This window comes from Streptomyces sp. NPDC037083, from assembly GCF_055606485.1.
Map to the genome: position 1 here is coordinate 496,380 of NZ_JBVJSQ010000003.1, position 15,117 is coordinate 511,496.

Genomic DNA, 15,117 nt, shown 5'->3' on the forward strand with positions numbered 1-15,117 from the left:
CGGCCGGCGGGCCGCGGGGTCACTCCTTGACGCTTCCGGCGGCGAGACCCGACTGCCAGTACTTCTGCAGCAGCAGGAAGGCGGCGATCAGCGGCACGATGGTGAGCAGCGAACCGGTGATGACCAGGTTGAAGATCACGTCTCCGCCGATGGTCTCGGCCTGGGAGTTCCAGACGCTCAGGCCCAGGGTCAGCGGGTACCAGTCCGAGTCCTTGAGCATGATCAGCGGCAGGAAGTAGTTGTTCCAGGTGGCGACCGTGGTGAACAGCAGCACGGTCACGATGCCCGGGGCGAGCAGCGGCAGGGCGACGGTGAAGAAGGTGCGCGCCTCGCCGGCCCCGTCGATGCGGGCGGCCTCGAGGAGTTCGGTGGGGATGGCCTCGGTGGCGAAGACCCACATCAGGTACAGGCCGAACGGCGAGACCAGCGACGGGATGACGACCGCCCACGGGGTGTCGGTCAGGCCCATCTTGCTGAACATCAGGAAGGTGGGCACCGCCAGGGCCGTGCCCGGAACCGCCACCGCGCCGATGACCGTGGCGAACACGCCGCGCTTGCCGGGGAAGTCGAACTTCGCCAGCGCGTAACCGCCCAGGACCGCCAGCAGCGTGGCTCCGCCCGCACCGAGCACCACGTACATCAGGGTGTTGAGCAGCCAGCGCGTGAACACGCCGTCGTTGTACGTGAACGTGTCGCGGATGTTGTCCCACAGGGCGAAGTCGTGCGCGAACCACAGTCCGTTGGAGTCGGCCAGGCCGGACTGGGTCTTGGTGGCGTTGATGACCAGCCAGACGAGCGGCACCACGGTGTATACGACCACCAGCGAGGCCAGCACCGTCAGCAGCAGGCTGCGCTTGGGACGTCCGGCGGTGTGCTTGCGGGGGCTGCGCAGCCGGGGCGGCGCGCCCTTGCCCGGGCCGGCGGGCTCGGCGGACGCGGCCGGGGAGGCGGTGGTGAGAGGGCTGCTCATCGGGTCACGCTCCCTTGCGCATGCCGCGCAGCTGCACGACGTAGGCGATCAGCATCGTGATCAGGCCCATGATGATGGCCACCGTCGCGGAGTAGTTGTGCTGCTGGCCGTTGAAGGACAGCGAGTACGTGTAGAAGTTCGGGGTGTAGTCGGTGGTGATGGCGTTGCGCGCCAGCGGCCGCAGGATGTTCGGCTCGTTGAAGAGCTGGAAGCTGCCGATGATGGAGAAGATCGTCGCGATGACGAGCGCCCCGCGGATGGCCGGCAGCTTGATCGCGGTGATGACGCGGATCTGGCCGGCGCCGTCGATCTCGGCCGCCTCGTAGAGCGAGTGCGGGATGACGCGCAGCGCCGAGTAGAAGATCAGCATGTTGTAGCCGACGAACTCCCAGGTGACGATGTTGCCGATGGAGGCCAGCACCAGGTCGGGGGAGAGCGGGTTGGGCAGCGTGACGCCGAACGCCTCGTTGATGTCACCCACCAGGCCGTACTCCGTGCCGTACATGAAGCCCCACATCAGGGTGGCGACCACGGCGGGCACCGCGTACGGCAGGAAGATCGTGATGCGGAAGAAGCTCTTGCCGTAGAGCCGTCCGCTGTCCAGCGCCAGCGCCGCCAGCAGGGCGATGCCGAGCATGATCGGCACCTGGACCGCGAGGAAGAGCGAGACCCGGCCCAGCGAGGCCCAGAACTGGTCGTCCTTCAGTGCCTGGGAGTAGTTGTCCAGGCCGACGAACTGGTTTCCGCCGATGAGCTGGTTGCGGAAGAGGCTGAGATGGATCGAGTAGGCGATCGGGGCCAGGAAGACCAGGGCGAACACGGCCACGAAGGGACCGATGAAACCCCACCCTGTCCAGGAGCGGCGGTCCCGTTTCGCCGGAGGAGGTGCCGGCCGCGGCTCGGCGGCCACCGGCGGTTGCAGCGTCGTCATGTCGATCCTCGCTCGTCCAGTCCTGGAACCGGCGGCGGTGCGCGGAGATCTCCGACCACCCCACCGCCACCATGATGTTTGCGTAAACATCGGCCACGCAAGAGCCTGGGCGAGCTGTTATGTTTACGTAAACATCTGATGGCGGCATGTCTACACTGCCCCGATAACCATGGTCAAGGGTCCTCTGGGGAGACCGTGGCACCTGCGCCGACAGAAAGGTGGGCACACCGAGTGGACATGGCTGAAAGAGCGCCGGCGAAGACACCGAGACGCCCACGGGCCACGGCCTCCATGGCGGACGTCGCCCGGCTGGCCGGCGTGTCCTCCCAGACCGTCTCCCGTGTCTCCAACGGGTACGCGGGAGTGAACGAGGAGACCCGGCAGCAGGTGCTCGCGGCCATGAAGGAGCTCGGCTACCGGCCCAACAGCGCCGCCCGCGCCCTCAAGCGCGGGGAGTTCCGCACCATCGGCGTCATCACGTTCACCTTGTCGACGACCGGCAACGTGCGCACGCTGGAGGCGATCGCCACCTCCGCGGCCGCCGAGGGGTACGCCGTGACGCTGCTGCCGGTGGCCGTTCCCACGTCCGACGAGGTGCGCGGCGCGTTCTCCCGGCTGGAGGAACTGGCCGTCGACGCGGTGATCGTGATCATGGAAGTGCACCTGCTGGACGCGGCGACCGTCAAGCTGCCGCCGCACGTGCAGGTGGTCGTGGTCGACTCGGACGCCGGCGATCACTACACCGTCGTCGACACCGACCAGGCCGGCGGCACCCGGACCGCCGTCCAGCATCTCCTGGACTTGGGCCACCGCACCGTGTGGCACCTGGGCGGGCCCGAGGGCTCGTTCGCCGCGCAGCGCCGCGCGGACGCCTGGCACGCCACCCTCACCGAGGCAGGCCGCACGCCCCCGCCGCTGGTCCGGGGCGACTGGTCGGCGGAGTCCGGCTACCGGGCCGGTCTGGAGCTGGCGGCCCGCGAGGAGTGCACCGCCGTCTTCGCGGCCAACGACCAGATGGCCCTCGGCCTGCTGCGCGCCCTGCACGAGCGCGGCCGCCGGGTGCCCGAGGACGTCAGCGTCATCGGCTTCGACGACATCCCCGAGGCAGGCTCCTTCCTGCCTCCGCTCACCACCCTGCACCAGGACTTCGCCGAGGTCGGCCGCCTCTGCGTCCAGGCCGTGCTGCGCAAGATGCGCCCGGACGGCTCCGAGCACGGCACGACACTCGTGCCCACCCGTCTGGTCCTGCGCGACAGCACGGCGCCGCCCGCCGACGGGTAGCGGCGGTCGCGGGTGCGCGCGGTGTCGCCGGTGTCCCCGGTCTTTCCAGACTTCCCAGTGTTCCCGGTCTTCCCGGTGGCACGGGTTCGACGGGTCTGACGGGTCCGACGGGCTCTTACAGGTCCCGCCGGTCGCACAGGTCCCATCGGCTCACGCCTCTTGCGGGTGCCGGTGCGGGATGTCGTGCGTGCGCCGCCCGGCGTGGAGCGGCCGCGGCTACCTCGGGTGTTCGCCCACGGCGCGGGCCGCCGTCCGCCAGGCCGCGGTGACGGCGAGGCGGGCGGCCGTCGTGCCGCGCTCCGTCTCCGTGGGCAGACGCAGCGGCGCGCCCAGGTGGACATGGCAGTGCGGACGCCGGACCGGGGCCGTCAGGGCGCCCGCCAGCTGTTTGGCGGTCGATCCGGAGGCGATCCGCCGGGCGCCCGCGTGGCCCACCGGCACCACCAGCGAGCCGGTCGCCTGCGCCAGGCGGGCCAGTCCGGTACGGAACGGCTCGGGCGGGGTGGCCGCCGCGTCCCGGCGGCGCGGCAGCCCGCCCTCGCCGTAGAGCAGGACGTGCCGGCCACCGGCCAGGGCCTCTGCGGCGGCGTCCAGGGCGAGCGCGGCGTGCGCCGTCCGACGGTGGACCGGAATGTGCCCGCCGCGCGTGAGCGCCCTGCCGAGCAGCGGGACGCGCCACAGTCCCGCGGTCGCCATGACCACCGGCTCCAGCTCGAAGCGCCGCAGCGCGGTCATGACGACGGCGGGGTCGGCCATGGAGTCGTGGTTGGCCACGAAGATGGTCCCCGCGGGCAGACGCAGCTTGATCTCACTGGTGACGGTGAGCCGCCCGAAGAACGGCGTCAGGGCGATGACGGCACGGCTGAACACGAGGGAGCCTCCGGTTGGGGCGGGACGGAGCCCCAGTGTCGTGGTGCGGGGACGGCCACGCCTGAGTACGGCTACTCAGATTCCGGCCCGGCGTCGAACACCTGCGAAACGGACCGGTGTTCGGCGCCCGGTCCGGGGCATCCGGAGAACAGCCACACGCAAGACACACCGGCACCAGGAAACGACCACACCGACGACACGACCGTGCCGACCGCACCGACGACACGACCGTGCCGACACGACCGTGCCGACCACGCGGACGGCACGACCGGACCAGGACACGACCCCACACCGAACGAAGCCGACACCCCGAAGGGACGGACCCCGTGCTCGCCATCATCTCGGCGGTACTGTTTTTCATCGCTTTTCTGATCAACGCGGCGGAGATCTCCACCAACGACACCTTCACCTCCACCAATCTGATGCTGATCGGCCTGAGCCTGCTCGCCCTCCACGTCGCGGGCATCGGCAGCGGCTGGTCGGTGCGCGGCCGCCGCCGCTGACGGCACCCGGGCCCGGACCCGGCGCACCGGGCCGAACGCGCCGCTAGCACCGGACGCACCGCCCGGAAACCGGGCCCGTACTCGCGGACGGCCGCTCTCACAAGGAAAGATGGGACCGTAAGGCAACGGTCAACCGATGTGGAGGAGCGGGCACATGCAGCACGAGCGAGCGGGCCAGGCGGCCGGCCCCGAGGATCTCGTCGACGTCGCCCGGCTGGTCACCGCGTACTACGCGCTGCACCCGGACCCGGCCGACCCGGCCCAGCGCGTGGCGTTCGGCACCTCGGGGCACCGCGGATCGTCGCTGAACACGGCGTTCAACGAGGACCACATCGCCGCGACCAGCCAGGCCATCTGCGAGTACCGCGCCGCCCGGGGCACCGACGGCCCCCTCTTCCTCGGCGCCGACAGCCACGCCCTGTCCGAGCCCGCCCGGGTCACCGCGCTGGAGGTGTTCGCGGCCAACGGCGTGACGGTGCTCATCGACAGCGCCGACGGCTACACCCCGACGCCCGCCGTGTCCCACGCGATCCTCACCCACAACCGGGGACGCACCGCCGCCCTCGCCGACGGCGTGGTCGTCACCCCCTCGCACAACCCGCCCGGCGACGGCGGCTTCAAGTACAACCCGCCGAGCGGCGGCCCGGCCGGCTCGGACGCCACCTCCTGGATCCAGGACCGCGCCAACGAGATCATCGCGGCCGGCCTGAAGGACGTACGGCGCATCCCCTACGCCCAGGCTCTCGCCGCGCCCACGACCGAGCGCTACGACTTCCTCGGCACCTACGTCGCCGACCTGCCGAGCGTCCTCGACCTGGACGCGATCCGCGCCGCCGGCGTCCGTATCGGCGCCGACCCGCTGGGCGGGGCCTCCGTCGCCTACTGGGGCCGGATCGCCGAACAGCACCGGATCGACCTGACCGTCGTCAATCCGCTCACCGACCCGACCTGGCGTTTCATGACGCTCGACTGGGACGGCAAGATCCGCATGGACTGCTCGTCGCCGTACGCGATGGCCTCGCTCATCGACCAGCGCGACCGGTTCGGGATCGCGACGGGCAACGACGCCGACGCCGACCGGCACGGCATCGTCACCCCCGACGCGGGCCTGATGAACCCCAACCACTACCTGGCCGCCGCCATCGCCTACCTCTACGCGCACCGCGAGCAGTGGCCCGCCGGCGCCGCCGTCGGCAAGACCCTGGTGTCGTCGTCGATGATCGACCGCGTCGCCGCCGACCTCGGGCGCCGGCTGGTCGAGGTGCCCGTCGGCTTCAAGTGGTTCGTGGACGGTCTGGTGGACGGCTCGCTCGGCTTCGGCGGGGAGGAGTCCGCCGGTGCGTCGTTCCTGCGCCGCGACGGCTCCGTGTGGACCACGGACAAGGACGGCATCATCCTGGCGCTGCTGGCCTCCGAGATCACGGCGGTCACCGGCAGGACCCCGTCCGAGCACTACGCCGCGCTGACGGAACGCTTCGGCGCTCCCGCCTACGCCCGTATCGACGCGCCCGCGACCCGCGAGGAGAAGGCGCTGCTGGGCAAGCTCTCGCCCGCCCAGGTCACCGCCGACACCCTGGCCGGTGAGGCGGTCACCGGCGTGCTCACCGAGGCCCCGGGCAACGGCGCGTCCATCGGCGGCATCAAGGTCACCACCGCCAACGCGTGGTTCGCCGCCCGGCCGTCGGGCACGGAGGACGTCTACAAGATCTACGGCGAGTCCTTCCGCGGCGCGGACCACCTGCGCCGGGTGCAGGAGGAGGCCAAGCAGGTCGTCGACGCGGCGCTGGGCGGCTGAGCCCCGGCCCGGCGGGGCGTCGGGGACACCGGCGGGGCGGGCTCGGGAGTCCTGTCCCGCGGGCCGCGCCTCGGGGCCGCTATCATCCTCTCAGGTAAAACGTGAGGTTTGTCCGATGAGGTGTGGTTCCCAGAGGGAGCCGTCCTCCCGACGAGCTGCCGTCCCGCCGGAGTGATCGATGTCCCGCAAGCGCCCCACGGAGGACGGCGACGAGCTGCTGGCCAGGCTCGGTTCACTGACCGCGCAGGCGCGTGAACGCGCGGAGCAGCAGCGCTCCCGCGTCGAGCTGGCCCTGGCGCTCCAGCGCGGGATGCTGCCCAGGGACCTGCCTACCGCCCCCGGATTCCGCCTGGCCGTGCAGTACGCGCCCGCCTGCCACGGCCTCAACGTGGGCGGCGACTGGTACGACGCCTTCGCGATGCCGGACGGGCGCATAGGCCTGTCCATCGGCGACGTGCAGGGCCACAACATAGAGGCGACCGCGTTCATGGGCCAGGTCCGGGTCGGACTGCGCGCCCTCGCCTCCGTCACGAGCGAGCCGGGCGAGCTCCTCGCACGGACCAACGACCTGCTCCTCTCCCTCGGCAGCGACCTCTTCGCCACCTGCACCTTCATGCGGCTCGACCCCGCCACCGGCGTCCTGGAGAGCGCCCGGGCCGGGCACATCCCGTGCGTGTGGGCCACCGCGGACGGCAAGTCCGGCGTCGCCGAGGACGAGGGCGGACCGCCGCTCGGCGTCCTGGAGGGCACGGACTACCCCGTCACCCGCTACCGGCTCACCAAGGGCGGAGTCTTCGTCCTGCTCACGGACGGCGTGGTGGAGGGGCCGACGCTGAGCGCCGAGGAGGGTCTCGACCAGGTCGTACGGCTCGCCGGCATCGCCGCCGTCGCGGGCATGGCGGCGGGCTCGCTGGCCGCCTCGGTGATCAGGGGCGCCGAGCGCGTCGGACACGAGGACGACGCGGCCGTCCTGGTCGTGCGCCACGACGGGCTGACGGGACCGGAGATCCCCCGCGTTCAGCCATAGGGCCGGACACCGCGCGTCCCGCCTCGCCGACAGCGCCCCGCCGGTGTCTGATGGCTGCTGTGGTGGGTACCCCGGAACTGCGCCGAGCGGCCGTCTTCGTCATCCAGACGCTGGCGGTCGCCCTCTGTTACTACGCGGCCGGGCAGCTGGGGCTCATGCGGGAGCTCGTCGTCGAGGGCGCGGTCTTCACCCCCATCTGGCCGCCCACGGGCGTGGCGGTGGCCTGTCTGCTGATCTACGGGATCCGCTGCTGGGCCGGCATCGCCCTCGGGGCCCTCCTGGTCATCATGTCCCTGACGTCGCTGCGCCCCGTGGTGATCGGCAACCTGGTCGGCAACACCGCCGCCCCGGTCTGCGCGTACCTCATGCTCCGCAAGGTGGGCTTCCGCAACGACCTGGCCCGCTTACGGGACGGGCTCGCCCTGGTCTTCATGGGAGCCCTCACCGCCATGCTGATCAGCTCGATCACGGGCGTCGGCCTCCTGCTGCTCACCGACAAGATCGCCGGGCACAGTTTCTGGCCCGTCTGGCTGGCCTGGTGGGTCGGCGACGCGATGGGCGTGCTGATCGTCACCCCGGTCCTGCTCGTGCTGTACACGATCCAGCGGCCCCTGCGCCTGTCCCGCTGGAAGGAGGCCTCGGGCCTGGCCCTCATCACCTGTGTCCTGGTCCCGCTGGCCACCCACAGCCGTATGAGCCTGCTGTTTCTCGTCTACCCCCTGCTGATCTGGGCGGCACTGCGGTTTCAGCTCGCCGGGAGCATGCTGTGCGCCCTGTTCACCTCGGTCCTCGCCACGGTCGCCGCGACGGACGGCGTCGGAGCCTTCGAACGCCTCAACCGCATCGAGGTGATGATCAAGCTCCAGGCCTTCAACGGGACGATGGCCCTGACCGCGCTGCTGCTCTCGGCGGTGATCGTGGAGCAGCGCAACACCAGACGTTCGGTGGAACTGGCATGCCAGGAACTGGTCGAGGTGCTGGAGCACCTCACCGCCGGCGAGGTGCCGCCCGGCCGGCCCCCGAAGGACACGGAGATCTGACCGGCCCGAAAGGGCGCGGCCGGCCCCGTCCCGAGGCCCGGGCGCCGCGGTCCGTCCGACGTGATTGTCAGTGCCTGCGCCTACGGTTTCTGCAGTGGGATCCGCCGGAACGGCCGCGGGTCCTCCCTGGGGAGGGGTGTGTCATGTCTACGGGGTCCAGCAGTGTCTCGACGACGTACCTGGAGCTGTCGCAGGACGGCGGCGGCGCGCACAAGTTCTACGAAGTGGTCGTCGACGGCACGGTGGTGACGGTGCGCTACGGGCGGATCGGCGCCTCCGGTCAGGTGCAGACGAGCACCTTCCCCACGGCCGACAAGGCCCGCGCCGCCGCCGCGAAGAAGGTCGGGGAGAAGGTCCGCAAGGGATACGCCCCGGCGGTCGCCGGACAGCGCGCCCCACGCCCGGTGACCCGCCGTCAGGTGACCTCGGCGCCGTCCACCGCGCGCGCGGTGGCTCCCGTGCTCTGGCGGTTCCGCACCGGCTCCTCGGCGTTCGGCATCCACGTGGACGACGACCGCTGCTGGGTCGGCAACCAGGCCGGCGACGTCTACACGCTGGACCACGACGGCGGCGTCCTCGCCCGCTTCAGCCTGCCGGACGGCGTGAAGTGCCTGGTCGCCGACGACTTCTGGATCTACGCCGGCTGCGACGACGGCAAGGTCTACGACCTGTCCTCGAAGCTGCCCTTCGCGGCGTACGACATCACCGCCGACGTGGACATCTTCTGGCTGGACATCCACGAGGGCGTCCTGAACGTCTCGGACCGGGGCGGCCGGCTCACCGTGATCGACCACGAGGACGAGCACCAGTGGGCCCGCCGCAGCCAGGGCGAGCACGCCTGGATGGTCCGCGCCGACGACCGCGCCGTCTACCACGGTCACCACCGGGGCGTCACCGCCTACGCCCCCGACGGCGGCGGCGAACTCTGGCACACGCCCACCCGGGGCGGGGTCCTGTTCGGCTGGCAGGAGGAGGACGCCGTGTACGCGGGCACCGCGCACCGGGTGGTCCAGCGGCTGTCGAAGGCGACCGGCGCGATCGAGGCCACCTACGGCTGCGACAGCGCGGTGTACTCGTGCGCCACCTCGCCCAGCGGGCGGTTCGTGTTCGCCGGCGACGCGTCGTCGTCCGTCTACTGCTTCGACCGGGACGGCACCCGCCTGTGGAAGCTCGGCACGGGCGGTGGATCGGCCCTGTCCATGCAGTACCGCGACGAACGGCTGTACCTGGTGACCACGGACGGCTCGCTGGTGTGCGTGGACGCGAGCGAGACGGCCATCGAGGCGGCGCAGCAGGGCACGGTGCCGGTGGCGCGGGACGTCAAGCTCGCCGCCGCCCTGCCGACGTACGCGCCTGCCACGGCGGTGAGCGCGGTGGCCACGGTGGAGCGTGCCCCCGCCGGCGCGATCGTCGTCGAGTGCGTCCAGAGGGCCGGACGCGTTCGTGTGCACGTGGTCTCCGAGGGCTACGACTCCGCCTGGAACGTCCAGTTCCCGCGCGAGATACGGGAGCCCGGGGCGCGTTACGTGGTCGACGCCCTGCACCCGGCGGCCGGCGGCTTCTACCGGGTGCGCGGCGACATCCGGCGACTGCTGTGACGGCGGGCGCCGTCCGGCGGCGGATGCGGCCGGCATCCGCCGCGCCGGCCCCGACCGGGGCGGCGCGGCGGGAGCCGTGAGACGGCTCGACGTTACGGCTTGCGGGCGAGGCCGCCGTGTTCGCCGATGACGGCCGGGGCCGGGGAGTCGGCCTCGGGGCGCCAGAGGGGGACCGAGACGACCCCCGGGTCCAGCAGTTCCAGACCGTCGAAGTAGGCCGTGATCTCGTCCACGGAGCGCAGGTTGTACGGGACGGCGCCGCTTTCGTTGTAGGCGTCCTGCGCCTGCTCGAAGACCGGGTCGATGCCCCGCGAACCGTCGTTGATGGACAGGTAGCTGCCGGACGGCAGCGCGGCCATCAGGCCGGTGACGATGGCCCGGGCCTGGCCGTGATCGGCCACATGGCCCAGGATGTTGCTGAGGATGAGCGCGGTGGGGCGGGTGAGGTCCAGCGTCTCGGCGGCGGCCGCCAGGATGCGCTCCGGGTTCGTCACGTCGGCGTCGACGTAGGCGGTCGCGCCCTCGGGGGTGGAGGTGAGCAGGGCGCGGGCGTGGGCGAGGACCAGCGGGTCGTTGTCGACGTAGACGATCCGCGACTCGGGTGCCAGGCGCTGGGCGACCTCGTGGGTGTTCTCGGCGGTCGGCAGGCCGGTCCCGACGTCGAGGAACTGCTGTATGCCTGCCTCGGAGACCAGGTACGTGATGTTGCGGCGCAGGAAGGCGCGGCTGCTGCGGGCGATGGTGACGATCCCCGGGAAGACGGCGGTGTAGGCGTCGCCTGCCGCCTCGTCCACCGGGTAGTTGTCCTTGCCGCCGAGCCAGTAGTTCCAGATGCGGGCCGAGTGCGGCACCGACGTGTCGATGTTCTGGTGCGCCGCTGACGTGGTCACAGGGTCGGTCATGGTCGTCGTCCGTCTTTCAGCAGAGGCGTGAGCGTTTCTGGCCACAACTTACGTCCCAACGGCCCTTTCGCGTACAACAGTTCACATTTTCGGTCGGTTCGAACGGTGCTCTCGCGTAACAGAGCGGCTCAGTGACCGCCTGAAGGACGGTCGCAGCCGGTGTGGTCGGGGTAGCCGGCGAAGGCCTCCGTTCGCGTGGTCTCACGGTTCATGGTGCCTTCCAGGCACAGCGGGCGCGCGTCGACGAGGAAGCCCACCCCGGTGGGGCCGTTCTGGTACGACCGCACGTTGCCGGCGGCGTAGCCCAGGCCGGTCAGTGCGCCGAGGGTGCTCTGCGGGGTGAAGTCGCCGCGCTCGCGCAGCGGTTCCAGCGCCTTCCCGATCCGCTCGGCGGCCGCGAGTCCGTCGCAACGGCGCTGACCGTGCAGGGGGATGGGGACCATGAAGCCGTGGTTCTCGGCGTAGTGGTCGGTGGGTGGCGTGGCGGGGGCCGAGGCGGTCGCGCTCGGCGTGGGCGATGCCGTGGGGCTCTCGCCGGGGCACGGGAAGTCCACCGTCGCGCCGGGAGTACTCGCCGTGGCCCGCGAGGAGCCGCCGGTCCCGGCGTCGTCCTGGGCCCGCTCGGTTCCGCATCCCGCCGCCAGCAGGGTCAGCGCGGCCAACAGCGGTGTCCCGAGCCGGATTCCGGCGCGTCTGATCTTCGTCATGCGCCGATCATCGCGCGTGCGGCCGTGCGCGTCATGAGTCGTCGTACTCAGACGAGGAGCCCACGGCGGCGGGCGGTGGCGCGGCGCCACCACCGGCAGCGGCACCCCCGTGCGGCGCAGGCCGGATGCGCCGAGGCGACCACGCCGGACGCCGCCGGGGTCGTCGGCATCGCCGGTAGTCTGACCGCCGTGACTGTGGGCACCCCAAAGACCCGGCTGATCGTGCTGCGCGGCAACAGCGCGTCGGGGAAATCGTCCGTGGCGGCGGGTCTGCGCGCCAGGTTCGGCCGGGGCCTGGCCCTGGTCGCGCAGGACAACCTCCGTCGGGTCGTGCTGCGTGAGCACGACCGGCCCGGCGCGGCCAACATCGGACTGATCGACGCCGTCGCCCGCTACGCGCTGGACGCCGGATATCACGTCGTCGTCGAGGGCATCCTGTACGCCGACCGCTACGCGGCCATGCTCGAGCGGCTGCGGGCCGACCATCTGGGCCCGACCCACGGCTACTACCTCCATGTGCCGTTCGCCCAGACCCTCGTGCGGCACGCCACCAAGCCGATCGCCGACGAGGTCGGCGAGGCGGAACTGCGCGAGTGGTACCGCGACCTCGATCTGCTGCCCGGCGGCGTCGAGACCGTCATCGACGCGGGGAGCAGCCTGGCACGGACTGTCGACCGCGTGATGCTGGAGACCGGCCTCGACCGACTTCCCGCCCGGGAGTGCTGACCACCGCGCGCGTTGCCACGTCCGGCGCCGTCGTGCGACGGCGACGGGTCAGGGCTTGATTTGCCGACCCCGGTCCAGAGGCTGACCTCGGCCCACGGGCCGACCTCGGCGTCCGTGGCCTCGACGGAGGCGTCCGGGCGCCGGCCGTGGCCGACGGTGACACCGGGGTCGAGCAGGTCGAGCCCGTCGAAGAGGGACTGTCACCGTGACCAGTCCGAGGGCGCCTTGACGACGCCGCCACACCGCTACCGGCATTCTGAAATTATCAGACAGTCAGTTGCAGCTTGAACTTCATTGCGAGCATGATTACTTGTGTGAACCGTGCCGCCGAACACGAGCGTTCCCCCATCAAGCTCCTCCATCCGTACAGGAGTTGGATAGCCCGGGCATTCGCGGCGCAGGGCCCGCCAGGAACACCCCGTCCTTCTGGGCCCCTTGCTCACCTTCCCCGGCCTCTGGCTGCTGCTCCCGCCCCCCACGGAAGGCGTCCGCCGTGTCCCCCCACGCGACTTCCCCCCAGCCCTTGGACACCTGGAGTCCGGACCGCACCCACTGGCTCGAACTGCCCGCCCAGCGCTCCAGCGTCTCGGTGGCCCGCCGCCTGATGAACGCCCGGCTGACGGCGTGGCGACTGCCCGGAGAGCTGTGCGCGGACGCCGTCCTGCTCGTGTCGGAGCTGGCAACCAACGCCGTACGGCACACCGTCGGCACCCTGTTCCTGTGCGGTGTCGGACTCGTCGAGGGCGGATGTCTGCGCCTGGAGGTGCACGATCAGGACCGTTCGACGCGCGCTCTGCCCCACTGCGAGCCCGGCCCCGACGACGAGGGCGGGCGTGGACTGCTCCTCGTGGAGCAGCTCGCCCAGGCCTGGGGAGTCGACCGGTCGAGACTCACCGGCGGCAACGCGGTGTGGGTGACCCTGACGGCCTGAGCCGTCCCCGGGCGGGGACCGGTCGCCGGCGGTTCAGCAGCCTGCCGGGATGAGTTCGGCCAGCAGAAGGGTGCGGTCGTCGCTGCCGGCCCCTCCGGACGGGGTGTGCAGGAGCCGGCGGCACAGCGCCGGCAGGGCGTCCGGCCCGTCGCCGCCCGTCGACTCCACGGCGGCGGCCGCGTCCACACTGCGTGCGAGACGGGTGATCTCCTGGTCTATGTCGGCGTCGCGGGACTCGACCAGACCGTCGCTGTAGAGCACCAGAAGGGCCGGGTCCGGCACGCTGAGCACGGTCTCCTCGTAGCCGCCCGCTCCGAGCCCCAGCGGCAGACCCGACCCGGTGAGTGTGACCGGGACCGTCCGGCCGTCCGGGCCGCGCAGCAGCGGGGGAGGGTGGCCGGCCCCCACCAGGGTGCAGGTGTGCCGGCGGGCGTCCCACTCGGCGTAGATGCAGGTCGCGAAGGAGATGCCGGGACAGTCCCCGGCGAGTGCGTCGAGCCTGCCTATGAGGTCGGCGGCGGGGATGTCGAGCCCTGCCAGGGTCCGCACGGCGGTGCGCAGCTGGATCATCGCGACGGCGGACTCCGGACCGTGCCCCATGGCGTCCCCGACGATCAGACTGACCCGGTCGCCGGGCCGCTTCAGCACGTCGGACCAGTCACCGCCGACGAGGCTGCCGTGCCCCGCCGGCAGACAGCCGTGGGCGGTGCGGCAACCGGCGAACTCCTGTGCCGTGCCCGGCGGCAGGCTGTTGCGGATGGCCAGCGCGGTGCGCCGCTCGCGCTCGTAGCGCCGCGCGTTGTCCAGCGCCACGGCCGCCCGTGCGGCCAGCGCCTCGACGGCCGCCACGTCCGCCGGTGTGAACGCCGTCCGGCCCGGTCCTCGGGTGCAGGTGACGAACCCGATCGCCACCTCCCGCAGCCGCAGCGGCACGACGAGGAAGGAGGCCACGCTCAGGAGGTCGCCGGTGCGGGCCTCGCTGTCGCCGGAGGCGATGAGCCGTTCACAGGTGTGCGGATCGACCGCGTCGAGCACCTGCGCCTGTCCGGCGGTGAGCGCGCGGGCCTGCGGCGTCTCCCGGGGGAAGGCGATCATCTCGCCGACCGGCAAGGCGGCCTCCCAGTCCTCCAGGGCCCCCGGGCCCACGCGCAGCGCCGTGCGACGGGCCTCGAAGCGGGGCGTGTCGGCGCCGACGTGGGAGTTCTCCTCGACGCGCCAGCGCTCCAGCAGGTACACCGAGGCCGCGTCGCAGAAATCCGGGGTCAGGGCGTGCACGAGGTGGCTGCCGGTCATCCGCAGATCGAGTTCCGAGCCGATGACGTCGGCCGCGGGAGAGAACGCCGACCGGCGGGGCGAGGGCAGGGCGGCGGACGTGTCGGCGGTGCGGCTGCGCGGTTCGTTCCGCAGGGTCGTGCCTTTCCGGTGGGGGTGCCGGCCGCGCGGCGTGGGAGGGGGAGGCCGCGCGCCCGTGCGCAACTATATGATGGCGCGTCAAGTTACCCGGTCGGGACACGAGTTGCGGCAGCTAGCGGAGCAACCCGCCGCGGACACCGGGGAATCCCGCACTCGGACCCGCCTGCGTCCGGTCGCCCCTGCAGACGCTGTGCTCCGGCCCGTTGCCGGTCGTCGCGCGCAACCCGCCTGCCGTGGTGACGACTTGTCGCGGACGGCTTCGGGCGAGGTGACCTTCGGCACATCAGCAGTCTTCGGACGTATCACTGGTCTCGCCGTGCACTTGTTGCTCATGGCGCACTGTTCCCGCAGGGCAAGCACGTGTCACCCGATCTCTGACAGGGCGTCATCACACTCAACGGAAGGGGAAGACAGGCTGAACGC

14 protein-coding genes and 1 pseudogene are annotated in these 15,117 nt (G+C 71.6%); 8 read left to right on the forward strand and 7 right to left on the reverse strand.

Going from position 1 to position 15,117, the window contains the following annotated elements; translation table 11 throughout:
* Positions 1-19: 19 nt before the first annotated feature.
* Both ACZ7DE_RS10775 and ACZ7DE_RS10780 read right to left on the reverse strand, forming a co-directional pair.
* Positions 20-970: a carbohydrate ABC transporter permease gene (locus tag ACZ7DE_RS10775; protein WP_470759530.1), complete on the reverse strand. Its 951-nt coding sequence runs from the start codon at positions 968-970 to the stop codon at positions 20-22.
* 4 nt (positions 971-974) lie between these two features.
* Positions 975-1,901: a carbohydrate ABC transporter permease gene (locus ACZ7DE_RS10780; protein WP_470759532.1), complete on the reverse strand. Its 927-nt coding sequence runs from the start codon at positions 1,899-1,901 to the stop codon at positions 975-977.
* Between the two features lie 237 nt (positions 1,902-2,138).
* Between ACZ7DE_RS10780 and ACZ7DE_RS10785 the strand changes: the two genes are divergently transcribed.
* Positions 2,139-3,182, forward strand: coding sequence for a LacI family DNA-binding transcriptional regulator (locus ACZ7DE_RS10785; protein ID WP_470759534.1), 1,044 nt, complete (start codon positions 2,139-2,141; stop codon positions 3,180-3,182).
* A 216-nt stretch (positions 3,183-3,398) separates the two neighbouring features.
* Here ACZ7DE_RS10785 and ACZ7DE_RS10790 read toward each other — a convergent pair whose 3' ends face one another.
* Complete coding sequence (locus tag ACZ7DE_RS10790) at positions 3,399-4,052, reverse strand: lysophospholipid acyltransferase family protein (protein WP_470759536.1); 654 nt, start codon at positions 4,050-4,052, stop codon at positions 3,399-3,401.
* Positions 4,053-4,378: 326 nt separating this feature from the next.
* On the opposite strand from ACZ7DE_RS10790, the gene ACZ7DE_RS10795 reads away from it, so the two are divergent.
* The 5 genes from ACZ7DE_RS10795 to ACZ7DE_RS10815 all read left to right on the forward strand — a co-directional run bounded on the left by ACZ7DE_RS10795 (position 4,379) and on the right by ACZ7DE_RS10815 (position 10,015).
* Positions 4,379-4,555: a hypothetical protein gene (locus tag ACZ7DE_RS10795; protein WP_470759538.1), complete on the forward strand. Its 177-nt coding sequence runs from the start codon at positions 4,379-4,381 to the stop codon at positions 4,553-4,555.
* Positions 4,556-4,709: 154 nt separating this feature from the next.
* Positions 4,710-6,350, forward strand: coding sequence for a phosphoglucomutase (alpha-D-glucose-1,6-bisphosphate-dependent) (gene pgm / locus ACZ7DE_RS10800; protein WP_470759540.1), 1,641 nt, complete (start codon positions 4,710-4,712; stop codon positions 6,348-6,350).
* Between the two features lie 178 nt (positions 6,351-6,528).
* Positions 6,529-7,377: a PP2C family protein-serine/threonine phosphatase gene (locus tag ACZ7DE_RS10805; RefSeq protein WP_470759542.1), complete on the forward strand. Its 849-nt coding sequence runs from the start codon at positions 6,529-6,531 to the stop codon at positions 7,375-7,377.
* A 50-nt stretch (positions 7,378-7,427) separates the two neighbouring features.
* Positions 7,428-8,417, forward strand: coding sequence for an MASE1 domain-containing protein (locus ACZ7DE_RS10810; RefSeq protein WP_470759544.1), 990 nt, complete (start codon positions 7,428-7,430; stop codon positions 8,415-8,417).
* Between the two features lie 143 nt (positions 8,418-8,560).
* A complete protein-coding gene (locus ACZ7DE_RS10815) occupies positions 8,561-10,015 on the forward strand; it encodes a WGR domain-containing protein (RefSeq protein ID WP_470759546.1) in 1,455 nt (484 codons plus the stop codon).
* Between the two features lie 92 nt (positions 10,016-10,107).
* Here the strand turns inward: ACZ7DE_RS10815 and ACZ7DE_RS10820 are convergent, their stop codons facing one another.
* Positions 10,108-10,917: an SAM-dependent methyltransferase gene (locus tag ACZ7DE_RS10820; protein WP_470759548.1), complete on the reverse strand. Its 810-nt coding sequence runs from the start codon at positions 10,915-10,917 to the stop codon at positions 10,108-10,110.
* Positions 10,918-11,045: 128 nt separating this feature from the next.
* Positions 11,046-11,624: a hypothetical protein gene (locus ACZ7DE_RS10825; protein WP_470759550.1), complete on the reverse strand. Its 579-nt coding sequence runs from the start codon at positions 11,622-11,624 to the stop codon at positions 11,046-11,048.
* A 180-nt stretch (positions 11,625-11,804) separates the two neighbouring features.
* On the opposite strand from ACZ7DE_RS10825, the gene ACZ7DE_RS10830 reads away from it, so the two are divergent.
* Entirely contained in the window at positions 11,805-12,350 is a 546-nt protein-coding gene (locus ACZ7DE_RS10830; RefSeq protein WP_470760092.1) for a P-loop NTPase family protein, read from the forward strand.
* 62 nt (positions 12,351-12,412) lie between these two features.
* Here ACZ7DE_RS10830 and ACZ7DE_RS10835 read toward each other — a convergent pair.
* Positions 12,413-12,541: pseudogene (locus ACZ7DE_RS10835) on the reverse strand (SAM-dependent methyltransferase); the annotation flags it as partial.
* Positions 12,542-12,843: 302 nt separating this feature from the next.
* Between ACZ7DE_RS10835 and ACZ7DE_RS10840 the strand changes: the two are divergent.
* Entirely contained in the window at positions 12,844-13,281 is a 438-nt protein-coding gene (locus tag ACZ7DE_RS10840; RefSeq protein WP_470759552.1) for an ATP-binding protein, read from the forward strand.
* Between the two features lie 33 nt (positions 13,282-13,314).
* Here the strand turns inward: ACZ7DE_RS10840 and ACZ7DE_RS10845 are convergent, their stop codons facing one another.
* Positions 13,315-14,574, reverse strand: coding sequence for a PP2C family protein-serine/threonine phosphatase (locus ACZ7DE_RS10845; RefSeq protein WP_470759554.1), 1,260 nt, complete (start codon positions 14,572-14,574; stop codon positions 13,315-13,317).
* Positions 14,575-15,117 lie beyond the last annotated feature (543 nt).